Annotated in this window: 24 protein-coding genes; 10 read left to right on the forward strand and 14 right to left on the reverse strand. The window is 64.4% G+C overall.

Annotated elements, in window-relative coordinates; all coding sequences use genetic code 11:
* Positions 1-14 precede the first annotated feature (14 nt).
* Positions 15-143 carry a hypothetical protein gene (locus tag ACODT0_RS26800; RefSeq protein WP_296734805.1) on the reverse strand — a complete coding sequence of 43 codons (129 nt, stop codon included), beginning with the start codon at positions 141-143 and terminating at the stop codon, positions 15-17.
* 177 nt (positions 144-320) lie between these two features.
* Here ACODT0_RS26800 and ACODT0_RS26805 point away from each other — a divergent pair, with 177 nt between their 5' ends.
* The 4 genes from ACODT0_RS26805 (at position 321) to ACODT0_RS26820 (ending at position 4099) form a co-directional block, all read left to right on the forward strand.
* Positions 321-743 carry a hypothetical protein gene (locus ACODT0_RS26805; RefSeq protein ID WP_489042731.1) on the forward strand — a complete coding sequence of 141 codons (423 nt, stop codon included), beginning with the start codon at positions 321-323 and terminating at the stop codon, positions 741-743.
* A gap of 328 nt (positions 744-1071) precedes the next feature.
* Positions 1072-1485 (forward strand): pilin, encoded by a 414-nt coding sequence (locus ACODT0_RS26810; RefSeq protein WP_489042766.1) that lies wholly within the window; start codon positions 1072-1074, stop codon positions 1483-1485.
* A 634-nt stretch (positions 1486-2119) separates the two neighbouring features.
* A complete protein-coding gene (locus tag ACODT0_RS26815) occupies positions 2120-3328 on the forward strand; it encodes a Bcr/CflA family efflux MFS transporter (protein ID WP_489042732.1) in 1209 nt (402 codons plus the stop codon).
* A 9-nt stretch (positions 3329-3337) separates the two neighbouring features.
* On the forward strand, positions 3338-4099 hold the full coding sequence (locus ACODT0_RS26820; RefSeq protein ID WP_489042733.1) for an SDR family NAD(P)-dependent oxidoreductase: 762 nt from the start codon (positions 3338-3340) through the stop codon (positions 4097-4099).
* Between the two features lie 49 nt (positions 4100-4148).
* On the opposite strand, the gene ACODT0_RS26825 is transcribed toward ACODT0_RS26820, so the two are convergent.
* Complete coding sequence (locus ACODT0_RS26825; RefSeq protein ID WP_489042734.1) at positions 4149-4604, reverse strand: GNAT family N-acetyltransferase; 456 nt, start codon at positions 4602-4604, stop codon at positions 4149-4151.
* Positions 4605-4632: 28 nt separating this feature from the next.
* On the reverse strand, positions 4633-5649 hold the full coding sequence (locus ACODT0_RS26830; RefSeq protein ID WP_489042735.1) for a hypothetical protein: 1017 nt from the start codon (positions 5647-5649) through the stop codon (positions 4633-4635).
* 239 nt (positions 5650-5888) lie between these two features.
* On the opposite strand from ACODT0_RS26830, the gene ACODT0_RS26835 reads away from it, so the two are divergent.
* Both ACODT0_RS26835 and ACODT0_RS26840 read left to right on the forward strand, forming a co-directional pair.
* Entirely contained in the window at positions 5889-6131 is a 243-nt protein-coding gene (locus tag ACODT0_RS26835) for a hypothetical protein (protein WP_489042736.1), read from the forward strand.
* Positions 6132-6449: 318 nt separating this feature from the next.
* A complete protein-coding gene (locus ACODT0_RS26840; RefSeq protein WP_489042737.1) occupies positions 6450-6752 on the forward strand; it encodes a hypothetical protein in 303 nt (100 codons plus the stop codon).
* Positions 6753-6866: 114 nt separating this feature from the next.
* On the opposite strand, the gene ACODT0_RS26845 is transcribed toward ACODT0_RS26840, so the two are convergent.
* The 5 genes from ACODT0_RS26845 to ACODT0_RS26865 all read right to left on the reverse strand — a co-directional run bounded on the left by ACODT0_RS26845 (position 6867) and on the right by ACODT0_RS26865 (position 10312).
* Positions 6867-7391: a hypothetical protein gene (locus ACODT0_RS26845; RefSeq protein ID WP_489042738.1), complete on the reverse strand. Its 525-nt coding sequence runs from the start codon at positions 7389-7391 to the stop codon at positions 6867-6869.
* Between the two features lie 226 nt (positions 7392-7617).
* Positions 7618-7977 (reverse strand): hypothetical protein, encoded by a 360-nt coding sequence (locus ACODT0_RS26850; protein ID WP_489042739.1) that lies wholly within the window; start codon positions 7975-7977, stop codon positions 7618-7620.
* Between the two features lie 236 nt (positions 7978-8213).
* Positions 8214-8765, reverse strand: coding sequence for a DUF4019 domain-containing protein (locus tag ACODT0_RS26855; RefSeq protein WP_489042740.1), 552 nt, complete (start codon positions 8763-8765; stop codon positions 8214-8216).
* Between the two features lie 471 nt (positions 8766-9236).
* Positions 9237-9623, reverse strand: coding sequence for a hypothetical protein (locus ACODT0_RS26860; RefSeq protein WP_489042741.1), 387 nt, complete (start codon positions 9621-9623; stop codon positions 9237-9239).
* A 443-nt stretch (positions 9624-10066) separates the two neighbouring features.
* The gene (locus ACODT0_RS26865) at positions 10067-10312 is read right to left on the reverse strand and encodes a hypothetical protein (protein ID WP_489042742.1); all 246 of its coding nucleotides are present in this window, start codon (positions 10310-10312) and stop codon (positions 10067-10069) included.
* Between the two features lie 469 nt (positions 10313-10781).
* Between ACODT0_RS26865 and ACODT0_RS26870 the strand changes: the two genes are divergently transcribed.
* The 3 genes from ACODT0_RS26870 (at position 10782) to ACODT0_RS26880 (ending at position 16782) form a co-directional block, all read left to right on the forward strand.
* Entirely contained in the window at positions 10782-11681 is a 900-nt protein-coding gene (locus tag ACODT0_RS26870) for a hypothetical protein (protein ID WP_489042743.1), read from the forward strand.
* Between the two features lie 1127 nt (positions 11682-12808).
* Entirely contained in the window at positions 12809-16042 is a 3234-nt protein-coding gene (locus ACODT0_RS26875; protein WP_489042744.1) for a hypothetical protein, read from the forward strand.
* 8 nt (positions 16043-16050) lie between these two features.
* Positions 16051-16782 (forward strand): hypothetical protein, encoded by a 732-nt coding sequence (locus ACODT0_RS26880; RefSeq protein WP_489042745.1) that lies wholly within the window; start codon positions 16051-16053, stop codon positions 16780-16782.
* A 423-nt stretch (positions 16783-17205) separates the two neighbouring features.
* On the opposite strand, the gene ACODT0_RS26885 is transcribed toward ACODT0_RS26880, so the two are convergent.
* Positions 17206-18108 (reverse strand): LysR family transcriptional regulator, encoded by a 903-nt coding sequence (locus ACODT0_RS26885; protein ID WP_489042746.1) that lies wholly within the window; start codon positions 18106-18108, stop codon positions 17206-17208.
* A 101-nt stretch (positions 18109-18209) separates the two neighbouring features.
* Here ACODT0_RS26885 and ACODT0_RS26890 point away from each other — a divergent pair, with 101 nt between their 5' ends.
* Positions 18210-19016, forward strand: a complete 807-nt coding sequence (locus tag ACODT0_RS26890; RefSeq protein WP_489042747.1) for an NAD(P)H-dependent oxidoreductase — start codon at positions 18210-18212, stop codon at positions 19014-19016.
* On the opposite strand, the gene ACODT0_RS26895 is transcribed toward ACODT0_RS26890, so the two are convergent.
* The 5 genes from ACODT0_RS26895 to ACODT0_RS26915 all read right to left on the reverse strand — a co-directional run bounded on the left by ACODT0_RS26895 (position 19013) and on the right by ACODT0_RS26915 (position 25803).
* Complete coding sequence (locus ACODT0_RS26895; RefSeq protein WP_489042748.1) at positions 19013-21106, reverse strand: alpha/beta hydrolase domain-containing protein; 2094 nt, start codon at positions 21104-21106, stop codon at positions 19013-19015. The two genes, ACODT0_RS26890 and ACODT0_RS26895, sit on opposite strands and share 4 nt — an antisense overlap.
* Positions 21107-21209: 103 nt before the next feature.
* The gene (locus ACODT0_RS26900) at positions 21210-22910 is read right to left on the reverse strand and encodes a tannase/feruloyl esterase family alpha/beta hydrolase (protein ID WP_489042749.1); all 1701 of its coding nucleotides are present in this window, start codon (positions 22908-22910) and stop codon (positions 21210-21212) included.
* A gap of 116 nt (positions 22911-23026) precedes the next feature.
* Complete coding sequence (locus tag ACODT0_RS26905) at positions 23027-23992, reverse strand: Bug family tripartite tricarboxylate transporter substrate binding protein (protein ID WP_057596338.1); 966 nt, start codon at positions 23990-23992, stop codon at positions 23027-23029.
* 57 nt (positions 23993-24049) lie between these two features.
* Entirely contained in the window at positions 24050-24415 is a 366-nt protein-coding gene (locus tag ACODT0_RS26910) for an AtuA-related protein (protein ID WP_489042750.1), read from the reverse strand.
* A complete protein-coding gene (locus tag ACODT0_RS26915; RefSeq protein ID WP_489042751.1) occupies positions 24412-25803 on the reverse strand; it encodes an acyclic terpene utilization AtuA family protein in 1392 nt (463 codons plus the stop codon). Before ACODT0_RS26915 ends, ACODT0_RS26910 begins: the two co-directional genes overlap by 4 nt.
* Positions 25804-25900: the final 97 nt, after the last annotated feature.

The following is a 25900-nucleotide window of genomic DNA, read 5'->3' on the forward strand; positions in this document are numbered from 1 at the left end:
AGGTATGAAAGGCTCTAGGAAAGCAGTTCTGCGAATTCGGCGCGCAGCGAGACAGCCGCGGCTTCGCGGGTCTTCGGTGCGTGTTGGGTGGTCGGGAACTGCTTCACGGTTTTCATGCGGTCGATCATCGAGCCGCGGTGCATTGGGTCAATTTTGGGGATACGGAGGCTAACACCAGCATCGCGACGCAGCAACGGAAGCGTTGTGTAGACGCCGCAACGCCGGTCATCGTTCGCTGCGGCAAGGCGTCGCAATTGCGGGACCGGGCTCACCGCAAAGCTGGTATACCTGCATCGCCTTCTCGCTGAACAAGTCACGTCATGATTCGTCGCCGCTATCACCCGCGCAAGGACCTGAGCACTCTGGGTCCGCTGTCGCCGGATGAATATCAAGACTTCCGGAATCGGCGGCGGCACATTCTTGTCGCGTTCGGATTGATTCTTCTCTTTAGCATCGTTGCCGCGATTGTGTTGAATGTGTTCAAGCTGAAACCGCCACCGGAACTCCTTGCGATTCCATCCTTCACGCTTGTGCTGTACGCGCTTGTCAGGATGTTCAGGTACAAGTGCCCCCGTTGCGGCGCGACTCCAATGGCAACGCGTGTGTCGCTCATAACGTACCAAGTAGAAGCCTCTCAATACGTTGCCCTCAACCCAAAGAAATGCCTCAAGTGCGGCGTGAGCTTTCGCTTGGAGACAAAAGAAAGTGCCGCTACGAAACGGGCCGAGGCGGGCGAGCAATGATATTCACGGCTAAAGAAACGCTCGAACAACTGCCGACCGTCGATGGCAAAAGCAGCCATGCGACCAAGTGCTACGCATGCCCGCTCAGCTACTCTTTCAGAGACATCCAGCCGCAGCAGATCACCACTCGTTGTAGCCCTAGGCGGCTCCGAGTCCAATCCGCCGTCGAGCGCGGATCTTTGCTATGGGAAGCTCGGGTTGGAGATGAAGCAGAAGAGCATTCGCGAACAGAGATGACCCTCTCTTCTGATTGAAAATTCTGGCGAAAGGAGAACATGTGAACGACCAAACGGCAGCCCCCCGGCACTCAAGAACCTGGATCAGATGGGTGTGCGGGTTCTTTGCGATATCGGCCCTCTTCCGACTTGCCGGCCCCTTGATTTCTGAATTCAATTCCGAGGGAATCTCTAATTCGAAAGCTCGCTCCGATGCGAGCGTTGCAATAGCGCACGGAAAGGCGGCATCTCGAACAATCGAATCCTACTTCCAAGAGCACAAAGAGTACCCCCTCAACTTGACGGTTGCTGGATTCAATGCTCCCTTGCCCGAGCCTGTGGAAAGCATCCGGGTCAACTCCGAGACGGGGATTCTGAAGTTGGTCCTGATGGGAAGGGGTCCGTCGATCACGCGCACGATCTTCCTGGAGCCTACTATAGATACGCAAGGCAATTTTGCGTGGCATTGCAAGTTGGGTGATGTGCCTCCAGGCCGACAACCGGCCGAGTGCCAATCCTCACGCTAAATAGATATCCTCAGCCCTGGGTTGATATCGCACTGCCTTCCTATTTCAGATCGGGGTAATACGCGCGAGAGTACCTTTCACTCCAATCGGACGGGTAAGCATCCATCAGGCGTCATGCAAAAATTGACTTACCTCGGTGCAAATAACTTACGGTGCTCGCGCTGCGTCGCGAGCAAGACCTCAGGCCATCTGGGCGAGCGCATGCAAAAATCCAGTGCACCGAGTAAAAATCGAGACGGTCGAACTCTTGCCCGACGAAATTCGGCCACCATGGACTGGAGCTCGCCCTCCAACTGCCTCTGGTGAGCCGAGCTTTCTTGCAGAAACCGAAGAAGTCGAAGATGCCCAGCCTCGAGTTGCAGGTCGAAGGACTCGGGCGCCGTGGTTGGTTTCCTGACCTCGATGCAGAGCTTTGAACCTGATGGATGCCTCGGCATCGTGTAGAGTCCATCCCGCCGAGCCCACAAACTCGCCGCGTAGCAATCGCACGCACCCTCATCCCGCCCCAAAGGCCCGATGACCCCCAGCTCCTGTTGACCCGACGAGAGCCACCACGTACCCATCCTCGACGGATGGCTCTTGTTGTCAGGTCACCGCATCCCCGCAAGAGGAATGCGCGCAAAGGAGTTGCCCCGTGCCCCCTCATCGTCGAAACGCCTCACCCCTCTGGCTGCTGATCGCCCTGTCGGCGCTCGGCGTTCTTCCGCTGAACATGTTCGTTCCTTCCTTGCCGAGCATCGCGAAGGAGTTCGACGCCGAGTTCGCGACGGTCAATGTCGCCGTGGCCGGCTACGCCGTCGTCACCGCGTTGACGCATCTGATCGCCGGCGCACTGTCCGACAGGTTCGGGCGCCGGCCCGTGCTGCTGGTCGCGTTGCTCGTCTTCGTGATCGGTTCCATCGGATGCTTCTTCGCGCGCAGCATCGAGGCGTTCCTGGCCTGCAGGCTGCTGCAGGGCAGCGCCATTGCCGGATACGCCATGTCGCTGGCCGCGATTCGCGACACGGCGGGCGAACGGATGGTCAGCCAGATCGGCTATGTCTCATCCGCCTGGGCGATCGCCCCGATGCTCGGCCCTTCCGCAGGTGGCGTGATCGACAGCTGGCTCGGCTGGCGCGCGAACTTCGCTGCTTTCGCGTTCATGGGCATCGCGGCGCTCGGCCTGGCATTGCGCTATCTGCCGGAGACCCACCACCATCGCTCCACGGCGATGTCGAAGCAGCTCGGCGGCTATGGCCAGTTGCTTCGCTCCGCGCAGCTTTGGGCCTACGGACTCTGCATGGCCTCTTCCATCGGCACCCTCTATGTCTTCATCGGCGGCGCACCCGCCGTGGCCATGCAGGCCTATGGCACCTCCGCGGCGATGGTCGGCGCCTACATGGGGCTGGTTCCCGCGGGTTTCATCGTCGGCAGCTTCACGCTCGCGCGCTGCGGGCAACGGTGGCAGCCGATCCAGTTCATCGTTGCCGGGCGGCTGTTGACCTGCGCAGGCCTGCTGGTGGCCGTTGCGCTCGCGGTGCTAGGGATTGCTCATCCGCTCGCGTTCTTCGGCCCCTGCGTGTGCGTTGGACTCGGCAACGGATTGACGATGCCCGCGGCCAACGGCCGGGTGCTGTCGATCCACACGGGCTTCGCCGGCACCGCCCTGGGCCTGGCTTCGGCCATGACGGCCATCGGCGCCGGTGCCATCGCCTTTGCGGCCGGACTGTTCGTCGACGAAGCCCATCCACGCACCGCCCTGCTCGCGGCAATGTCGACCACGTCGCTGCTTTCATTGGGCATCGCCGTATTCATCGCTCGTTCCGAGCGGCGGCAGCGGTGCATTCGATCGCAACCAGACTGAGGCTTCCAGATGAACGTCAATCCAACAACCGATCCCACGCTCCGTGTCGCGTTGGTCACAGGGTCCACTTCCGGCATCGGTGCCGCCATCGCGCGCAAGCTGAATCACGCGGGCTACGCCGTGGTCCTTCACTCTCGAAGTTCCGCGGAGACAGGTCGCGCAATGGCTGCCGAGATGAAGCAGGCCATCTATGTACAAGCCGACCTTTCCTCGGAAGCAGACAGGGTGCGGCTCGTCGGCGAAGCCATCGCCGCGTGGGGCCAACTCGACGTGCTGGTCAACAACGCCGGCATCAGCAAAGTCATTCCGCATGCAGACCTCGCCGCCGCCACTTCCGCCGTGTGGCACGCACTCCATGAGGTCAATGTCGTGGCGCCGTTCCATCTGGTGGCGTTGGCCGAATCGGCCTTGCGCGAGGCCGCCCTGCGCCGTCGCGCAGGCTGCGTCGTCAACATCAGCTCGCACGCAGGCGTTCGCCCCAAGGGCGCATCCATTCCCTATGCGGTCAGCAAGGCCGCACTCAATCACATGACCCGCCTGCTCGCACTGTCGCTGGGGCCGGACATTCGCGTCAACGCCGTCGCGCCAGGTCTGGTCGACACGCCGCTCACCGCCGACTGGACCGCCGCACAGGAGCTGTGGCGCGAACGTGCACCCATGCGCCGGGCCGCCAGCCCGGATGACATTGCGCACGCCGTTGCGATGCTGGTTGCCTCGGACTACCTCACTGGCGAGGTGCTGCTGTCGGACGGCGGGTTGAATCTGACCTAGGTGGAGTCGCAGACCCGTGCGACGGTCACCAGCACTTTCCGCGAGAAGACTAGGCCGCTCCCACAGGAGGCTTCGCAATGAAGGCCTGCTTTCCGTGCCGATCGAAGCCGGCCGACTCGTAGAACTTCAACGTTGCCTCATCCTTGCGACCGGTCATCAGCATCACCTTGTAGCAGCCCGCGGACCAGGCCGTGTCGAGCGCTTTAGCCAACAACGCCTTTGCGTAACCTCTGCCGCGGTACGCCGCATGCGTCACCACGTTCTCGATCACGCCGTAGGGCCTGCAGCCTCGCGTGAGGTTGGGAATCAAGGTCAGATTGCAGCTGGAGACCAACTCGGCGCCCTCGAATCCACCGAAGTAGTGGAAGTGACGACTTGCCAGGATCTCTTGCCAGACTGCTTCGACGACAACCGGGGCGGGCCGTGGATCGTCCGTCTCGTGAAGGTGCTGGTAGAGATCGAGCAACGCTGGCAGGTCGGTCTCGAGGAGCTTGCGAGTTTTCATGTTCGGCGTGGACAGTGGGTCGAGTACCTTACAGCGCGCGGGCCATGTCCGCGATTCTCTCCAGTACACCCGCACCAAGCCAGCACCACGCCGCCGTGGAGATCGCTGCGATCGCGACATAGACCGCCCGTTCCGTGCTCCCCAATGCAGGCGGCAGGTGGATGCTCACCGGGAGAGGTTCTTGCGCCACGTCTTGTAGCGGCTCCGAACAGATACCCAGGTCGGCCGCCGATAGGCGAGGCAGCCTTCCAAGACGAGAGCCGATCAGCGTCAGCAGCAGCATCGGCCACCAGAGCAGCGAGATCAGCAGCAACGCGCCCGAAGACAGCACCTTTCCCAGCACGGATCTTTCATCCCATGGCCGATAGTTCGTCATCTGCGTCCACAGGTTGTTGCCGAACTCCTGCAGCAGCGGCCTTCTGGTGCTTTCCAGGCATTCGACCTTCGGCAGCAACTGCCAGTCGCCGGCCATGTACCTGCGCAGAAACTCGTAGTGCGCAAGGCAATCGGCGGGACTGTTGTTTGCGTTGCTCACGAGGATCATCTGCGCGGCACCGACTTCCGTTGGCCCCTTCAGGCAAAGACGGTAGCGCAGCGCGCCGCCGACCGTGATTGAGTCCACCTGGGGAACCAGTTGCGCCCACGGCGCCTCGATGCGCTCTCTGCCCCTGAGCTGAACGACCTTGCCGGTCGCCCGATTGAAGAGCGTAGGAAACGCATAGGGCGCGGTCACTGCCTGCACCAGCGCGGCAACGGCAATCAGCGCAAACACCGCGATCGATACTGACATGATGAGCACGAAGGCCGTGTCGGCCGTGTCTTGCCGAAATGCGTCGGCGAGCATCGAGCAGAACCACGCCGCGATCCCCAGCAGCATGAGCCCCAGAAAAAGAACGATGCTCTTGATCGCCGAAGACATGTTGCCGTGCGGCAGCGTCTGCAACCGTACCGAATCCATCGACAGGACAAGCCCGTCGCCGGAAGGGGCCGGCGGCATGGGGTCGGCGTCCAGCTCCTCATCCTCACTGTTCTTGACGATGCGCAAGGCGGGCTCGATGTTCTCGCCAGATCGGACATGGGCGGTAGCCACCCCGCAGACCTGCAGGCAGCCCACTCATCTCTCGGGCACCAACGAAGCTAGCTTCTTTTTTATGAGCCTCCCAGTGCCTAAAGTCATTCCTCTGTGCGACTCACGAGTTCCGCCACGGTTGGCCTTGTCCGATGGTTCCGATGCGGCGATCATTCCTCGCGCCAGGTACAAGAAAGCACTGACGCCACACACCGATGAATGCAAAGCGATTCCCCACGATAAGCATTGCGGTAACGGTGATCCTGGCCGTCGCTCTCGCCACATCCAGCTCGATATACGAGCGCTACTGCGCCTTCGGCTTCGGTGGCTTTCAGTGCAACGATCCCGTTTCCGGCTATGGCAGCGCGCTGATCACGACATCACTGGTCTCCCTCGCCCTCCTCGTCGTGTCGGCGGCAATCGCGGTATGGAAGCTCATCGCTTGGGCTCGAAGCTGAAAACGGCGACCTACAGCCAATGCTCACGTTGAGACTCAGGCAGCAGCGAGGCGGCAAAAAGCCGGCGTGACTTTCGATACTGGCGCACGACGGTCGCCGTGCGCACAGTGACGCGCTGTGACATCGCACGAGAGACTCCGATGGCTTCTGGCAGCCACATGCCTGGGCATCATGGGCATGCCGTTGTCCCAGACATCGGCGTGCGCGCCGGCCGCCCCTCGCGATCCGGGGTGGCAAGGCATCGTCATCGAGGCACCTCCCCTGGTCCGGTCGAAGCCTGGCCAGACCGCCGTTGTGTGGGTGTGCGGGCTGGCAGTCATGCCCATCGTCGTGCCCACCCCGCCCGAGATGAGGCTTGTTGCGGTCAACAGCACCACCGGCCAGCGCTACGCCGGCCCCGTTCCCGCGCCGACACCGCAGGACAACGAGATACCCAATCCCATGCAGCGCCCGTCCCGGCAGCCGCACGAGGTTTCCGGAATGACGGTACAGGTGCGCTTCGACCTAGACCTGATGGCGGTACTTCGCCTACCCCAGAGGAATGCGGACTACCGGGTGCATGTCGAACGAGGCGCGCTTTCGTCCAACGTGGTACGGGTGCGGGTTCGAATCACCGGCTGAGGCAGAGAGCGCCGGGGCAAGCCGATCGCAAGACCCACTGCACGCCATGTCGCCGTCACCAACGCGGCAGCTTCACTCCTGCCAAAGCACAGCTGGACCTGCACCGATCGAACCTCACTGCTCCGCCGGAGCGTGGGACTCGTGGGGAGCAGCAAGTCTCTGCAGCAGCCACCCTCCCGCCTTCAGCGTGGAGAAACGCCACCATGAACCATTCGGCTCGGCATAGAAAGCCAGATGGTCTTCGCCACCCGCCTGCTTGAGAACGGACTCAGAAACTCGCGCATGCACTTCTTGACCGCTCAGCTCGATCAAGTGCTGCCTGATCAGCCAGACAACTCGGTAGTACTCGGAGATGTGGGCCTCGTCCGTGCTCGGCAAAGGATAGGGGCCGGCCAGTTTCCTCTTGTGCTCGACGACCCAGAGCGGAGGCTCGCCGGTCTCGATGAATGCATACAGACCCTGCCAGGGTTCGGGTTCTGGCCAAACCTCTCTATAGCGCCGACGGTCCTCTTCGCCCAATGCCAGAAAGAAGCTTCTCCAACCCTCCCAATAGACCTCACCCCAGCCCATGCGCCATCCCAAACTCCCCCAAGGGAGATCGGGATGCTTGACCCATAGCGGTGGCAATCCGATTGTCATGCCTTCAGGTGACGAGCGGAGTGAAATCCGACCCCGAGGTTCGATGGTCGCCTTGAGTCGAATTCTGCCGTGGCTGCGATGGGGCGATCTTCAGCTGTTCGTATACCTTGGGGGCTTGCAGTCTTGCCTTCGCTTTGCCCTCCTGGGTCTGCCGGTCGAATTCCCCCGGGTTGAGGCAGTTGGCCGCTCGTGACCGGGTAGCGCCCCACGGGGCCCAATCCAGCAATCATGCCCCGGCTGCGTCGCGATTCTTCGCATCGCGCCATGCCCACCCGACGAGGTCGCGGAAATCTCGTTCGGGTTGATCAAGAACGAGTTGCGCGATGGATCGCTGGAAGCTTTCGCTCTCTCGTCCAGTGAGCAGTTCGTACTGGCACGCGAGAATCCGATGCTGCAGTTCATTGATGCGCCTGAGTTGTCGCGGCTTCGATAACTCTTCGGTTTGGGGAACATACGTGTCACGGGCAGCGATAGTGAGTGCATGACCCAGTGCTGACAAGAACAACACGCGCCGGCTCACGGGCAATGAAAGCAGCCAGTCAGCTTCGACTTCGCTCATGACGGACGGCTGAAAATGGTTGCTCATACGTTCTCCAATAGAGGCTGGCAAGGACCGAGTCGGAGTATTTTTTCGCGTTGTAACGTCGCGGGTTTCTTCTGCCGTACCAACAAAGCGAACAGCTGCTCTTGCAGAATCTCATGACCGTACGGGTCGTTCACTTCCAGCCGGTGCACATCTTGCTGCTGCTTCGGACCACCTTGCTTCAATCTAGGCCGCACCGAGAAACATCATCTTGAACGACTGACAAGGCAACAGCATGCCTAACATCGAAACTGACTTCGAGCGCGCTGCATCATCTCGGGCGTCATCTTCTCCGCGACCGACTTCTCGATGGAATTCGCTTCCTCGCGAACGATTTCGAGCGCCCCGTCGTCCTGCTGGCGCCATGCCACGAAGCCGCAGTAGAGGCTCAGATTGGGAAACTGGCCGGTGAAATCGACCGCCGCATAGACCCCAGGCGCGGTGTTCGGCGGATCCTTGTACCAGGTGATCTTCTGGATCGTTCTCCCCTGCACGCTTCCGGCCGTGCGATAGAAGCTCTCGAGCTGGGTCTTCCACCCGTTGAAAGGCACCGTCTGCTTTTGACTCGGGGAGAAGTTTGAATACGCGTCCGCGAAGCGCCCCGAGTCTTTCGCCGCGAAGTAGGCATAGGTCCGTTCGACCACGCTACGGGCTTGCACACCCGTAGGGCGAGACTTGGCATCTTGAAACGATGGGGAAACCTGCTGCGGCGGCAGATCGGCGGGCGGTTGCTGCGCGATCGCGGCCGTCGAAGCGAGTGCGGAAATCAGGACGTAGAAAGCTGATCGCATCTTTGGGGATACCTGGAGTTCTGGAGAGATTCCGGTTTGGCGAGCACACGTGGCAGGTGTCTGCTCGCGGGCCGATTGTCATCGGCGCATCGGTCGGCGCACGCGCTCGTCAACGGCTTGTTGCGAGGCGGCGACGAACTCTCTGACCTTCAGGCCACTTCGGTGACTTCGCACAGGTTTCGCGCGTGGCCACCTTCTCTTCCCCGTGAATCCGTATAGTGCATGTCCCTCACCCTCAACGGCCCGCTATATGGGCAAGGAAGGAGGCAGATACCAAGGCCGAAATGGATCGATGAAGGGCACAACCGCTTCGCCTCGCGGCGGGCTGGCGATGCACAGGGCATCGCGGCGAACGTGGGGCACGAAAGGCGACGGCCAGGGTGTACCAGCACCCTGAAGGCCGACGACAACGCTGGCTGCCCGCGCCGACAACGTTGGCGTCACCGACGTCGTCGATGGCCGCCTCACGCCTCAGGTACAGGAACTTGCAGTCATCTTGCTGCCCACGGACTTGCCGCCAGTGCAGCCGCCACCGCCAGTGCCACCGCCCTTGTTGCCGCCGCCGCCCCCTCCTCCGCCGCCCACTTTCTTGCCGTCGGAGTTCGTCTTCTCAGGCGACGCAGGCGTGTCACTACCGTAGCGGCCGGCGAACTTCTTCGGATCTGTCGAGCGCTCGTACTCGCACTGCCGTTGTGCATCTCTCTCGGTTGTGTCGTTGTTGGGGCCGACGTACTTCCCGCCCGCGGTGACCTTCGCTTCCGCGATGTACGCGGCTTTGCACGCGCCGATCGGATCAGCAGCCGATGCGCCGCACCACAGGACTGCAGCCGCACCCGCGGCGATGGCCAGAACTTTCATTTGATCTCCTCCAGAGAAGTGCACTCTAGCCACGTGCAGCGCGCCCGATGGAGGAAATACCCCGAGATTGCTGTCACGCAAGTGCCGAACCCGACAACGGCGACGCGCCCGGCCCGATCGCGGGCCTTTGCGCCTTGCCGTTATCCGGTACACCGGCAGCCTGTGCAGCCACCCCCGCATTGGAGGCCCCGCCGCGACTGGTTGCCTATGACGAACCTGGTGCGGCCCGGCATACCCCACCCGGAGGTTAGATGACCGCCTTACCCTGAGATCCTGTCGCTTGCCCGATGTATCCGCTCAGGAACGATGCCAGCAATGACGCACAAGCCTGTGGCATCAGGTACAGCCGGCTCCCCCGTGATCGGGGCCGGCGTGAATTCCAGGCTGGTCGCGGTTCTCGCAGCTAGATCAGCTTTGGGCCCTTGGCGGGCCCTGGTCAAGAGTCAGTCGTCGACGTCGGTAGACCAGCCTTGCGCTGCGCAAAATTCTTTGACTTGGCCGAATTCGGCATCAGTGACGTGATAAAGATAGGCAAACGCGTGTAGTGACCCGCATTGCTCATAGACCAACACTGCGTCACCCAGTATTTGCGCTGGAAGTTCGGCCAAACCGTGCACGGAGTGCTCTGCTGGTATCGGATGACCGATGGCCGCCTCAATGCGTGGATGCGTATCTGGAAAGGCCATCATTCAATGTCCGGTTGAATCCACCGCCGATAGCGGTCGTTCGCGAATGATAGACGCGTACGCCCCCGATCACCGCCGCGCCAATCCCACGCCCCGACAACGTCGACACCTTCATCTACCCCCGCGTCAACGTCGCAGCCATCGCCTCGATCCGCAGGCCCCACCCCGCACGTCTCGGTCGCAGGGCCCGCCTTTGCACCGTCGTCGATCACCTCACGGCTAGAGACCTTGCGGGCCGAATCGTCTCGGCCCACTACATCACGCAGCACGAGTTCCTCGGGCAAAACATCGAGGATCACAATGTCGTCGACACCACGATCGCTTGAGGCCTGCCTCCCGAGTACCGCCACCTGCTGACTGCAGCGCCCTCCGAGGCCGAACCTGAGCACACCGTCCACACGCTTGGCAGACTCCACTTCCGTGAGAACGACGATGCGAACAGCTACGCACTGCTCGGCGATAACGGGCGCTGGTGGATCTCGTCGTGGCCGTGTGGTTGACCAAGCTGACGGCACTGCCGCGTTCTAACCGCGGTGACACCTCCTTTTCCGGATACAAGCGCGCCGGGCCACAGATTTCGGTAGTTGCCTTTGCTGAATGCAATTCTGAGAATAGCTCGCAACCGCAGGTCAGGCTGCAACGCTCTCAATCAACCGGAATGAATCCTATGGCGTCCTTCTATATAGAAATGGGTCAGGGCGTCATGGCTCAATCTTGGTTTGAAGATAAGAGCGGCATAGCTCCATCTTGGCTTCAAGAGATGCACGAGCGAGGCGAAGCCCGCGTGACAGTGAGAACGTCCGATCTGTACACATGCGCGTTTATCGGCGGATATAACGAAAACACCGGCTGGGCAGGCGCGTTTCATTATCCTGCCGAAGAACTAAGTGACCTATCCATTGGAGAGGCCCTGCAAAGGAGATTTCCCAGGAAATTTCGGGGCTCGATCTTGCAATCGGACTGGAGCGAAAGAAAGTGGTCAACCGCCAGTGCGTATTTGAATTGCGCCACAAAAACGACCGATGGAATGCTGTCGTGGATTCAAACGCTTCGGCCGACAGCATGTGTATTGCTGGAGGGGCCCGAGTCTGGCGTGCAGGATATGAACAGGCTCGAAACATTTCTGGCAGGCCACGGGCGAGTGAACGTGGACCGTCGAAAAGCAAGAGCCCGCGACGTCGCAATGATGTCGACCCGTGGCAATCTCTTACAGGTTGACGATGAAGTCAACTTCTCAGACCGAACCGGTTTTGTCATACGAATGGACGTTCAAAAGCTTTCGGCCGGCCAACACGCCACCGGGGCCGGAGAAAAATTCATCCTGCAGGGACATAACGTTGAGGCATTAAAACTGCCTTCGCTTCGCTCCTAGCAGGGGGGCAAGAACGCGCTTGCCGCATCGGAAAAATCGTCATTGTCGGGACCCTTGAGCGCCTCATGGGCGTCGCTCGAGTGGGGAGCAACGCCCGAGCGGCAAGCGCCTCGAGCTGCACTATGCCGGCGGCAACCACACACCCTCCGACAGTCAACGGCAACGCCGCTTTAGCAACTTCGCGCCGAGTTTGCATTCGGCCACCTTTTCCGCGCTGTAAGTCTCTACAGTAGATGCCCCTCTTCCCCAACGACCCGCAATGCGGGCAAGGAAGGCAGCACACACGACACCCTGAACGGACGGATGAATGAATCAACCGCTTGGCCTCGCGGCGGGCCGTCGATGCATCGGGCATCGCGGCGAACGTGGGGCACAAAAGGCGACGGCCAAGGTGCTGACACACCCTGGCCGTCTAACCACATGACGTGCACAACCGTTAGAAGGAGCACAACAAATGGCTAGACGGATTATGGCCCGGCGTCGCACGCCGGTATCTCGCAACGCGGCAGTGCCCACCTGCACAGGCCCGAGGCCCGAGGATCTTCTGGAGAACAAGCTGGAGCAACTGACCTCGCTGCTTTGGTGTAGCCATGGGGGCGGAACCCGATGGTGTGAGGATGCGGGGGGTACGCATCTGAACAACGTGATCTGGTTGGCCTATGAGCTGGCGCGTGAAGCGAGCGAGTTGCATCAACAGTCGGCACACCGCTGAGCGGCTTTAAGGCTTTGCAGCGTCTGCTGTCAGCCGAGGAAGTAGTCAGTCTCGACGTCAGCAGCTTAGGACGGCCAGCAGTCTTCAGTGCTGCCGCCATTCATTTCTGCATAAGGGTCGGGCAATAGACCGTGTCCGGTCATTCAGGGGACTAGCTCCTTCTGAAGACATGTCTTTTGATAGACCCCATTGGGAGGAGAATCTCGGAGGGCTTCATGGCGCTATGCTCTGAGGCCTTGCCCCAGGGCGACGGAGGTACAGCCGCTACGGTGACTCAGCAGAAGAGCGTAATGAGCTTTCAGACTCCGTAATCTCTGAAAAAGGTACACGGCATCGACGCCCACGACCATTGCGAGAGCACACCAGTGATTCAAGCGCCCCGAGCGTAACAAGACCAACATGCAAGAGAGACACTATGCACCTGATTCGTGAAAAAGAGGTATCCAACGAACTGCTGAGTGATGTCGTCGCGCGGCAGTGCGTGCTCTGGCTAGTGTCGGAAGTTCTGGCGGACACTGACATCGAGTCACTTCTCAAGTTGGTGGACGCTCCGTGGCGGGGTGTGTTTGTCGAGAGCACTTCTCCAAAGTTCGCAGCATTGATCGAGAGCAGCGGTAACACGCTGGGATCCTCGGATGCCAACGGCGCGTTCACGCACTTGATCGCGAGCGACCCCCTTGCCTTGCAACTGCAGCGCCGCGCCAAGCCGGTTTTTTTCTTGAACGGCCGGTCCGATCGTGGCGGCCTCGAATCCGCGGCATTGCCGCGGCGCAGCGCTGAGCGCAGGCGCTTGAACATGACTGCCCGTCTGCGCGACATGGAGCCACGTCGCGTGATAGTCGTGGGCGATCAGCCGAGCGTCGCGCTCGAGGAACTCGCCTCACTGTGGGATGCCGAGTTCCGCTCGCTGCTGACGATCGCCACCAAGGACACCAGCCTCGGCGACCGAATCAAGGCCGATTTCGGGGAGATCGAAGCCCTTCAGGTCGTTCAGTGGGTGGCGCTGCCTTCGGCGGAATTCGCCTTGCAGCTCGTCGAGAGGCTGGACGGTCTTGCCACGTCTTCCGGCGTCACCACCCTGATGCGACTGCCCGGCGGTTCTCAGGTCCAGGTCGATTTGTCGAAGGCGGAGCTGGCAGAACAGCCCATCTCCGACTTCTGTGACTTCATCGGCGTGCGCGACATGTTGCCGGTGAGTCCAGACGATCTGGACGAGCCCGAGCTCCAGTCGTTCTTCACCCGTGCCAGTACGTCTTGGCGGCCGTACGCGGCGGGGCTGCCTTGGATGCCCGACCCGCGGCCTGCGGGTGAACTGCGCAAGGCCTTGGAGGAGCAACTCTCCGATCCCCCGGGCAGCGTGCAGGTGCTCTCCATCGTTTCTGAGGCCGGTGCGGGCGGCACCACACAGGCACGCATGATGGCTTTCGCTGCCGCGCGCGCTGGGTTTCCTGCGCTGCTGGTGCGACAGGAGGCGCCCAGGCCGTCGGCCCTCGAACTCACGGGCTTCATGTTTCGGGCTGTGCAAGAGGCCATGCAACAGGCCGCGCAAGACGGGCTTGCCGACGTCGGCGAGCCCGTCTGGGTCATCGTCCTAGACGTGCAGCACCTTCAAGGCTCGTCCGAGGATCTCCAGCGATTCTGCGCAGAACTGGCGCGCAGCGGCCGCAAGGTGGCGATCCTGAATGTGGCGCTGGCAACCGCACCCATCGACCTGCCGCAATCCATTCCTCACCGTGAGCTGCTGGCGGTCAGTCACGCGCTCGACGCTTCGCAGGTGACCACGCTTGGCGTGCACCTCAACGTCTTTCTGCGTCGTCATGGTCGACAAAAGAGCGTGCAGGAATGGCTGGCCTTCTGGCAGGAGCACCAGCCGGACTTCAACGTCGGCATTGCAAGCTTTTGGGTGGCGCTTGAATTCTGGCTGGCGGGGTTCTTGCCGTTGGGTGAGTCGATCCAAGCGTGGACGGTTCGCCAGTTCAAGGCACTTGACGGGGGAGCAGAGACCCAGCGTGCGCTGCTGGAGATCTGCGCGTTCTCCGTCGAACGGAGAGGGACGCCTGAGCGACTGCTTGCACTTTTGACAGCACCCAAACTGCCATGGTCGATGGCGTTGGGCCGCGCCAGAGAGACGTCTCCCGGCATCGGCCTGGTGTCCGGTGAGGCGCATCCGTATGGGCGCGTGTGGGCCATCGTCCACGACATTCTTGCGAGGTATCTTGTCGTCGGCGTATGGAATGACCGTTTGCTGTGCGAGAAGCTGGGGATCGCCGTCTGCGAAGATTCGGTGGCACTGCGGCTGGAGCTCATGGGCGAGATCGCCAGACGCAGCAGCATGGGCGAGCCGTTTGCGCGGCCATTTGCCATCAGCTTGGCCACATCTGTCTTGAAGCTCGATGAGCAATCGGGCAATGCCGAGTTCTTCAAGTACTGGCGCAAGGTGCTCGCCATCCTGGAGTCGGTGCCTCAGGCCGTTCGATTGAACAGCCGCACGTTCAACCATCACCTCGCGATCTCCCGGCGCCGGGTGACGCAAGGCGAGTTGTTCGACCAAAGCAAGCAGCAAAAGCAGCATCTACTGGGCCAGGCCGTGAGGGAACTGGAATTTGCTCTGGACAAGATCGAGCCAAGCCAAGACGATGAGCCCACGTTGAACCTCCTGAACACGCTCGCCTTGGTGTATCAGGATTTGGCGGATCTGGAGCGTAATGGCGGTGACCCGACGGAACTCGCTCGGTTGCTGGCCAAGTCGGATTCGATCACAGCGCGCGCTCTCAAGGACAATCCCAACAACTCCTACGTCTTAGAGACCGCGGCGAAGAATCAGCTGCGTCAGGGCATGACGGCGAACGACGCGTCGGAGAAGGTTGAGTCGGCGGCGAAGGCGCTCACCTTCGTGTTCCAGGCGTCGCGACTGGACTCGGCGAACAACCGAAAGATGAAGCTCGGCTCACTCGCTGCTCAAGCGCTGAAGGTACTCAGGGATGAGAAGGCGAGCGACGTCATCGAGAGCCTGTGCCGATCGGGGAGTCCCTATGGTTTTATCGCGAAGGCCTGGTCCGGTCTGCCGGTGCAAACCGGTGCTGAAGCAACGCTGGCGCTCGACGCCATCGGCGTAGGCGCCGCACGCGGGGCGATCGCGATCCTCATGGACTCACCCGAGCGCAACTGGCTGCTCGTTCGGCTTCTGTATGACCTCGTCGTGATCGCAGAGCCGGCGGACTTTCAATCGCAGCTGCGCCTGCTCGATGAACTGGCTACGACGAAGGGCTATCAACTTTCCCTGCAGCAGGTGCTGGAACGGGCCGTGCTGCTCTTCATCGCAGGCCAGAACAAGCAGGCCGAGGAAGAGTTCAGGTGGCTTCGGCCCCGGGTCAAGGAATCGCAGGTTGTCGTGTCGGTTCCGCAGCGGCTGCGGTGGCTGCCGTCGCCCGACAGGTCAGGGCGGGCGATCTGCAGCGCGCGGGTGGTCGATAGCGCGACCGGTGCTCGGTCGATGGCTCGGGTGCGCGAACTCGGCAATACCGGCTCGCCATTCAACCCGCAAGAATTCGGCAAAGCCCGCATGGCCCCTAACGAGCAGTTCAAGTGCCAAGTGACGTTCGCTGCGATGGGACCATTCCTCAAGCCCGTTGACCAGTCGCATCGGTGAGTGGCGCCATGGCACAGTCTGCTGAACCAAAGAACGTCGGCAAATGGTATGCCGAAAAGATGGGCTGGAAGCTGTCCTCCGGCAACGTGATGGTGGAAGGGACCACCGATGTCGCTTACTTCGAACTGGCGTCAAGGTTGCACTTCGAAAAGACTGGCATGCGTCTGTTGGACAACAACCTGTCCGTATTCGCTTCGGGTCTGGAGGACGAGGGTGGGGCCTATGGCATCCAGGACAGCTTCCCGACCCTTTTCAACCTCAATCGCTTAGATACCGATACGAATGGCCGGGTCAAGTATCGTTTGATCGCCTTGTTCGATGACGACGACATCGGTCGATCGGCGATGAATTCCCTGCTTTATGTCAATCGGCTCGTTAAAGAGTATGTATCGGTTTTCCTGCTGCGGCGGGCCATGCCGCTGATGCCGTTGGTGCCTGCGGAGTTGGGCAAGCTGACGGCGCAGCAGAACCAGGCATTCGCAGGCGCGAATTGCACGATCGAGGATCTGCTCTCCGACGCGCTGTCCCGTCGCTTCTTGAGCGGCTCGCAGAACGTACTCGCGCGTCCTCTCGATCCGGCCATCCAGACGCTCCATCTGCCATGGAACCTGGCCGGCAAGGCGCAGCTGCGTGAGTTCGCGCAGAAGACCGCGACCTGGAACGACGTAGAAGGTCTGGTCAATACGCTGCGCGCACTAAGGAGCTATGTCGGCTTACCGCCGGAGGGCTCCGCTAGCTGAGACGCAAGAGCGCGATTGCCAAGCAGGGAGATCTCGAACCGACCGGTTACCCAGTGGCGTCGGTCCTCACGCCGAATGCCTTGAACAGCTTGGGCTACGCGACTGGCCGTTTCGTACAGCAGGACTGCAACCGCTCCGTTGCCCGCCTGCGGTCCGGCATGCTGCAAGCGCCTACAGTGCAGCCCAAGGGCGTAGTACAGGTTCACGCAGTGACCTACTTTCTCGACCACTAGGCCCTGGACGAGTATGTAGACTGCTTTGACCAAAACCTGATAACTCCGCTCAATGGCGGTGCTGCTCATTCTGCCGCTCACTCGCTTGCGCATCAACACGCGGCACCGGGCGTCCGCTCTCGGTCCAAGCAATCCTTCGCCGCTAGATGCTCGACCGGCAGTTCCCAGCTTAAAGCGGCCCCCCCCTTCACTACCCCTTCACCACCCCCTCCACCACCCTCTCCCTCACCCACCGATGCCCCGCATCCCGATGCTTCCTCTCATGCCAAAGCATCGCCATCTCATACCCCGGCACCTCCAGCGGCGCCTCCACCACGCGTAGCCCCGTCGCCCCGCGCGCCAGCCGCTCGGGCAGCATCGCGACCATGTCGGTGGTCTGCAGCACCGAGATCATGAAGAGGAAGTGCGGCACCGACAGCACCACGCGCCGCGTGAGACCCTTCTCGGCCAGCGCTTCATCGGTGGGCCCGCTGAAGCCGCCGCCGCCGAGCGACACCACCACGTGCTCGAGCGCGCAGAACTGCGCGAGCGTGGGCCGGCGCTTCAGCCGCGGATGGCCGGCGCGGCCGGCGAGCACATAACGCTCGTGGAACAGCACGCGTCGGTGCAGGCCCGGCGGCGCGCCCACGCTGGTGTGAAAGAACAGGTCGACCTCGCCCTGCTCCAACTGCCGCGCCATGCGCAGCGGCACGGCCTCGACCACGGCCAGCCGGGTGTGGGGCGCGGCGGCGCGGATGGCGGCGAGCGCGGGCAGCAGGATGGCCGACTCGGCATAGTCGGCGGCGGCCACGCGCCAGGTGGTGGTGGCCTCGGCGGGGTCGAAGGGCTTGCTGGGCGCGACGGCGCGGCCCAGCGATTCGAGGGCCTCGCGCAGCGGCTCGCGCAACTCATCGGCGCGCGCGGTGGGCCGCATGCCGCGCTGGGCAGGCACGAGCAGCGGGTCGTTGAACACCTCGCGCAGTTTGGCGAGCTGCACGCTCACCGAAGGCTGCGACAGGTTCAGGCGCTCGGCGGCACGCGTGACGTTGCGCTCGGCCAGCAGGGTGTCGAGGGTGAGCAGCAGGTTGAGGTCGAGGCGACTCCAATTGTTCATGGCAATTCCTGGAATTCGAACTATTCATTTCCAATATATCGCCTCGCTGCCTAAGCTGCGGTCATCGCTCCTCTTCTTTCCTCACGACCTCAGGTAAATCCATGAACGTACTCCTCGTGCTCGCGCATCCCGAACCCGCCTCGCTCAACGGCTCGCTGCATCGCTTCATGCGCGACCGGCTCGAGGCGCAGGGCCATTCGGTGCGCACTTCCGATCTCTATGCGATGCGCTGGAAGCCCACGCTCGAAGCGGCGGACTTTCCGGCGCGCGACGCGGCCGCCCCCTTCGACCCCGCGCTCGATTCGCTGCGCGCCTTCGAAACCGGCACGCAGGCGGCCGACATCGAGGCCGAGCAGCAGAAGCTGCTGTGGGCCGACGCGGTGATCCTGCAGTTTCCGCTCTGGTGGTACTCGATGCCGGCGATCCTCAAGGGCTGGATCGAGCGCATCTATGCCTATGGCTTCGCCTACGGGGTGGGCGAGCATTCCGACAGCCACTGGGGCGACCGCTTCGGCGAAGGCTCGATGGCGGGCAGGCGCGCGATGGTGGTCACCACGACGGGCGGCTGGGCCTCGCATTACGCGCCGCGCGGCATCAACGGGCCGATGGACGACCTGCTGTTCCCGATCCACCACGGGATCCTCTACTACCCGGGCTTCGAGGTGCTGCCGCCCTACGTGGTGCACCGCACGGGCAAGGTCGATGCGGCGGCCTACGCACGCATCGAGCAGGAACTGGGGGCGAGGATGGACACGCTGTTCAGCACGGCGCCGATCCCGTTTCGCCGCCAGAACCATGGCGACTACGAGATCCCGGCCCTCACCTTGCGGCCCGACATTGCGCCGGGCCGCTCGGGCTTCGGGGTGCACCAGGTACCGGCCGAAGCCCAGGCGATTGCCGAGGCTTAGGGCAGCACCGGCGTGGCGGCCGCGGCGGCGATCGCGGCGTCGGCATCCACGCGCAGCATGAAGCGACGGGCCACGAGGTCGTTGGCGGCGGCGGTCACGGCCGACACGTAGCCCGCCTGGTTGGTGTAGCGCTCCTGCAGCGACAGGCGCGGATCGCCGCTGCCGGTGCGCGCAGCGGTGGTCTTGGCGAACGGGAAGTACGCGCCGAACAGGCCGGCCTGGTCGATGGTGGCGGGCTTGCTGGTGTAGTTCCAGCCGGTGTTGGTGCCCAGGGGCACGGCCACGTCGAGGCTGCGGATGCCGGCGATGTCGTTGCCGTCGGCATCGACCTGCGGCACGAGGATGGCGTAGTCGCGGCCCAGGTAGGCCGGCGGCACCTGGGTGGGGATGCCGCTCTCGTCCTGCGGACGGTAGCTCGGGCCCCAGTCGAGCAGCGAGAAGGTGTTGACCAGGCCGGTGTAGCCCACGCCCGGAATGGCCGGGAACTTCACCTGCTGCGGCCGCACCAGGGTGCTGTCGGCGAGCCTGGGCACCTGGCTGTCGGGCGGGTTGGTGCCCTTCACGACCCAGTCCTCGAGGTTCTGGTAGAGCGCGCGCACCACCGGGATCACGCCGGCATTGCCGTTGGTGGCGTAGAGCGCACCGGCCGCGCTGCCGGGCATCGAGGGCAGGCCCAGCAGGTGATGGCTGCTGGCGTAGTAGTACACGCGCGCATTGGCGGGCTGCGCGAGGTCGGTGGTGCCCCAGGCGTCGGTCAGGAGCGGCGAGCCCTGCAGCACGTAGAACTCGGTGCCGCTGAAGCCGATGAAGAGCTTGGGGCAGGTGCCGCTGGCTTCGCAACGCGACAGGATGCCGCCGCGGCGCTGGGCCACGTCGTCGACGTAGTCCTTCGACAGGCCGCGCGTGCCGGCCTGGCCGAAGGCGGTGTGGTCGCTGCGCACGCCACCGCCGCCGCCCGGAATGGCGAAGCGGGTGTTGATGTTGGTCTGGCGCGCGGCGATCTGCGCGAACACGCCGTCGAACACCTTGCGGCCCGCGCGGTCCTCGTTGAAGCCGAGGTGCACGAAGGTCTTCATGAAGTTGCCGCACTGCGACACGCCCGATGCAATGGTGTTGCGAATGGCGCTGGCCACGGGGTTGGCGGTGCCGGCGGCATCGCTGGCCTCGTGGTGGAAGAAGGCGATCATGTCGCGCAGCGCCGCGAGGCCCAGGCCCATCACCTTGGGGTCCTTGGCGACGTAGACCAGCTCGTACATATAGGCCGGGTCCCAGCCGGCCTTGAGGCACACGCTGGTCTCGTCGGGCGTGCCCGGAAAGGGGTTGCCGGCGGCGCACTTGGCGAACTTCCATTCGCTGGCCGGGATGAGCTGGCGCGCGTCTTCCTCGTTGACGCGGCGCGTGAGCACGTAGCCCGGCTTCGTGTTGTCGAGGCTGGCGGTGGCATAGGCCTGCATCGCGGCATTGAACGGGCCGCCGGGCAGCGGCAGCGAATCGCCGGTGGCCACGGTGGGCAGCAGTTCGGCGCGGTAGGGGCCGGTGATGGTGCTGCCATCGGGGTTCTTCGCCACGGGCACGGTCAGCGTGACCTTGCCGGCGGCGGCGGGCACGTCGCCCTGCCAGGCGGCCGTGAGGAACACGTAGCCGCGCGATGCGAAGTAGGGATCGAGGTTGACGATGTTGCCGCGGTTGGGCGCGTCGTAGCGCAGCACGCCGCTGGCCTTGCTCATGTCCTTGGGCTTGAAGAGCACGAACTCGGACTTGTATTCGACCTTGCCGTTGGCATTGGTCGGCGCGAGCGCGAGGTCCTGGATGATGGCGTTGTGCGTGTCCTTCGGGTCGACCTCGCCGGTGAAGGTGCCGGTGATCTTCTCGTAGGCGCCGGCGCTGCCGAAGCTGCCGGGCACGTCCTCGGTCCTGGCGATCGAGAGCGTGTACTTGGGCGCGCTGGCCGCGGGCGGCGGTGGCGCGGGCGGGTTGCTGGCGGGCGGGGGCAGCAGCAGGCCGCCGCCGCCTCCACCGCTGCCGCCGCAGGCGGTCAGGAAAAGCGCGGCCGTGACCGCGCTGGCAGCCGCGAGGCTCCATCGATTCATGTCTGTCTCCTGGTGTGGTTGTTGATGACCGGTTGGCGCGGTGCCGATCTCCGCGGCGGCAGGGTTCGCGAGGCGGCGGCGCGGCCGCGCGCCTCGCGCGGGTTCACTGGCAGGCGAAGTTCTCGGCCGCGTCGGTGCTGCCCGTGCCCTTGTAGACGGCGCGCTTCGGATGCGGGCACAGCGGCCGCGTCTGCGTGACGGCGCCCCCCGCGATGCGGCTGGCGACGATGACGTCGGGCGCCTTGCCCTTCTCGACCCAGTCGTCGAGCGCGGCCAGCAGATCGTTGCGCGCGCTCGGGTCGGGCACGGGCCCGCCCTGGTTGCCGAAGCTGGTGGCACCGGTGCCGCCCGAGCAGTGGCCCATGCCGGGCGCCATGAAGAGGCGGAAGAAGCCGTCGGTCTCGGCGCGCGAGCCCTGCAGCGTGTTGACCTTCTCGTAGTAGGCGATGGTGTCGTGCGGGCTCACCACCGGATCGCTCCAGCCCTGGTAGGCGATGAGCTTGCCGCCGCGCGCCTTGAAGGCCGAGATGTCGGGGTTGACCTGGTCGACCGCCGGGCCGACCTTGGCCAGCGCATAGGTCATGTGGCGGTCGAAGTCGAAGCTCCACCAGTCCCAGCCGGGGTTGTCGAACACCCAGTAGCGCCAGAAGTCGGCGCGCGTGGGCTCGGTGGTGCCCCAGTAGCTGGCCCAGCCCGATTCGGAGCCGACGGCCGGGCCCGGGTAGATGGTGGCCTTGGTGCGCGGGTTCACGGCGCCCGCGTAGATGCGCTGCACGGCCGCCACCTGCGGCGCGGTCAGGCAGTCGGGGCCGTCGCCCGCGGTGCACAGCAGGCTCGCGACGTCGAACCTGGCGCCGGTGCACTCGCGCGGATCGGCGATCACGCCGTCGGTGACGCCGTCGATCGCATCGCAGGCGGCCACGGCCTTCTGGGTCACGAGGCGGATCTTGGCGCTGGTGAGGATCGGCGTGTTGTTGTCGCCGGGCGCGTGGTTGGCCAGGAAGCGGTTGAGGAACTCGGCGTTGAGCGAGGTGCGGTTGCCGCCGGGCGCGCCGGCGATGACGCCGTCGAAATCGCCGGGGTAGCGCTGCACCTCGGCATAGCCCTGGTGGCCGCCGGTGGAGCAGCCGTAGTAGTAGCTGCGCGTGGCGGCCTTGGCCTGCAGCGCCGCGAGCACGGTCTTGCCGGCCACGGTGATGTCGTGCACCGAGCTGGTCCCCCAGTCGACGATCTTCTGCGGATGGCCGATGACGAACAGCATGTCCTCGCCGCTGTGGCCGGTGTCGCCGCCCATGGTGGCGAAGCCGCGCAGCAGCGCGTTGCGCATGTCGCCGTAGTTGAGGCTCGGCGAATAGCCGCCGTTGCCGGTCACGACCAGCTTGCCGTTCCAGCCGGCGGCCATCGGCACCCACAGCTCGAAGTGCACCGAGGAATCGGCCACCGAGTTCGTGGTGCCCTGGATGCGGCAGAAGTCGGGCATGCCGGTGAGCGCGGTGCGCGAGCCCGGCGGTGTGAAGTCGCCGGCGGGCACGGCCTGCACGGCATCGACCGAGGCACGGTCGAGCTTGAGCGTGGCGAAGCTCGCGAGTTCGCAGGCCAGCGGCGCGGCGGCGGCCGGGGGGGGTGCTGGCGGGGTGGCCGGCGCGGGAGCCGGTGCCGGTGCGGACGGCGGCAGCAGCGGCAGCGAAGTACCGCCGCCCCCACCGCCACAGGCGGCGAGCGCGCAGGCGCCGATGGCAGCGGCGGCCAGCCGCGTGGTGGCGTGCGCGATCCGCCCGCGTCGCGATACGGGAATCCAAGTCATGTCTGTCTCCTTGTCGTTCTATGAATGCGCGGAGCCGCGGCCGCCTTCCATGCGGCCGCATGCCTCCGGTAGAAAGCGGGCGCGGATCGGTCCCGACCCGGCCCGGAGGCCCGGGCTTATTCCGCCTCGATGCCGGCCGCCTTCACGATGCGGCCCCACTTCTGCGATTCGCCGGCCTGGAACTTCGCGAGTTCCTCGGGCGAGGTGGTGAAGACTTCGGTGCCGCTCGGCTCGTAGAAGGCGGTCTTCGCGCTGTCGCTCTTCGCGGCCTTCACCAGCAGTTCGTTGAGGCGCTTGACCACGGCCGGCGGGGTCTTCGCGGGCGCGTAGGCGGCGAACCAGTAACCCATCTCGTAACCCTTGACGCCGGCCTCGGCGATGGTGGGCACGTCGGGCGCGAGCGGCGAGCGGCTGGCGCTCGACATGCCGAGCGCGCGCAGCTTGCCGCCCTTGACCTGCGGCAGGCCGGTGGCGGTGTCGGTGATCATCATGTCGATCTGGCCGCCGAGCAGGTCGGTCACGGCCAGGGTGTTGCTCTTGTAGGGCACGTGCAGCAGCTTGATGTCGGCCATCTGCTGCAGCAGCTCGCCGGCCATGCGGCTCGACGAACTGCCGCTGCCGAAGCTCAGCTTGCCCGGTTCCTTCTTCGCGAGCGCGATGAAGTCGGCCACGCTCTTCACGTTCGAGGCCGGGTTCACCACCATGATCTGGCCGCCCTTGCCCAGGCCGGCGAGCGGCGCAAAGTCCTTCACCGGGTCGTAGGGCAGCTTCTTGTAGAGATGCTCGTTGGCCGCGTGCGTGGTGTTGGTGGTGATGAGCACGGTGTAGCCGTCGGCCGGCGCCTTGGCAACGAACTGCGAGGCGATGAAGCCGCTGGCGCCGGCACGGTTGTCGATGACGACGGCCTGCTTGGTCTCCGCCGTGATGACGTTGCCGAGGGCGCGCGCGATCTGGTCGGTGGCGGTGCCGGCCGCGAAGGGCACGACGAAGGTGATCGGCTTCTCGGGGAAGGACTGCGCCTGGCCCAGCAGCGGGGCCAGGGCCAGCGCGGCGCCGAGCAGGGTGAGGGAACGTCGGTTCATGGTCTTGTTGTCTCCGGGGTCGATGGTTGGAAATTCGGTGAAGGGTTGCTTCGGCGCTCAGGGGCCGGCCAGGTGGTGCGCAAGCTCGCTCGGCACGCGCACGGGCATGTCGAGCAGCAGGAACGAGAGCGCCTTGCCGTGGGTGTCGAGGTTGAGCGCATCGTTGACGCCGCCGTCGAGCACGGCGTCGAGCACGAAGTTCATGGCATTCAGCTTCGGCAGCAGGAAGCGCTGCACTTGCGAAGGCGCGCGGTGGCGAAACTGCTCGGCCACGCGCTCGGGCGTGAGCTGCTCGGCGAGCACGGGATAGAGCGCGGGATGCCAGGCGATGACGCTGATGTTCGAGCGATCGCCCTTGTCGCCGGTGCGGCCGTGGGCGGCGCGGTAGAGGGGGACGTCGAGGTACGGGTGTTCGGTGCTCATGCGCTTTCTCCTTCGTCGAGCAGCTCGAAGCGCACCGGCACCGCCTCGCGCGGCAGCAGGCACGAGATGGTGTTGAGCCGCGGCGTGAGCGCGGTGCGCACGCCGCCGCCGCCCGCGGGTCCGCAGGTGTAGAGCGCCGTGACTTCGCGCGCCAGCCGCTCGGCCTGCGCGCGCTCGGCATGAGTGGCGGCCACACGCAGCCGCACGTCGCGCAATCCGCTGTCGGGCGTGGCCGCGAGCGCCTGGCCGGCGTCGTCGCCGAAGATGCTCAGCGCGCCGATCAGGTCCACGCGCAGCGCGAGCCCCTCGAGCCGTTCGCGCAGCACCTGCGCCGCGAGCCGCGCCCGTGCCTCGGCACGCGGACCGGCATAGGAGATCTCGCCCTCGGCGAGCCAGCCGCCCTCGTGGCAGACGTTGACCTTGTAGTGCGCGGGCCGCGCATGGCCGCGCACGCCCGAGAGCGCCACGCGGTCGAGCCCGGGCAGCGCATGCACCTCGGCCTCGGCGATGTCGGCCACCACGTCGGGCGTGAGATAGGCGGCGGGGTCGTGCACCTCGTAGAGCAGCTGTTCCTTCACCGTGGCCTCGCTCACGAGGCCGCCGGTGCCGTCGGCCTTGCCGATGGTGCAGTGGCCGTCGGCATCGATCTCGGCAATGGGAAAGCCCACGGCCGCGAGGCCCGGCACGTCCTTGTAGCCGGGGTCGGCGAAATAGCCGCCGCAGACCTGCGCGCCGCATTCGAGCAGGTGCCCGGCCATGGTCGCGCGGCCGAGCCGGTGCCAGTCGTCGGCGCGCCAGCCGAAGTGCGACAGCACGGGGCCGACGGTCAGCGAGGGATCGGCCACGCGGCCGCACACCACCACCTGCGCACCCGCGTCGAGCGCGGCGGCGATCGGCTCGGCGCCGATGTAGGCGTTGGCGCTGACCACCCGCAGCCCGTCCATCGCGACGCCGAGCGCCTCGCGCAGCAGCGCGCGGTGGGCCGGGCCCGAGAGGTCGTCGCCCTCCACCACCGCGATGCGCGGCACCGGCGCGCCGAGCTCGCGGGCCATGCGCGCGATGTGGCGCGCGGCGGCGCGCGGGTTGGCGGCGCCGAAGTTGCTGACGATGCGGATGCCGTTGTCGAGGCAGCGCGCGAGCACCGGGCGCAGCATGGCGTCGAGCAGCGGTTCGTAGCCGGCCTCGGGGTCGGCACGGCGGCGCAGCTGGGCCAGCGCGAGCGTGCGCTCGGCCAGCGTCTCGAAGATCAGGAAGGCGCGCTGCCCGGCGGGGCCGTGGCGCAGGCGCGCGATCAGGGTGTCGACCACCGGTCCGGCGGCGTCGGTGCGGTCGCCGGAGAAACCGGCGGCGCATCCGATCAGGAGGGGCGGCGATGCGGGGGAATCCATGGCCGGCGACTGTAGGCACCCGCCCCCGATCCGTAAAATCGAAAGTTCGGATCGATTGATCTGTATTTCGAATAACAACGACCGAGCCCGGAAACAA

The sequence above is a fragment of the Variovorax sp. FG153 genome (assembly GCF_057809595.1).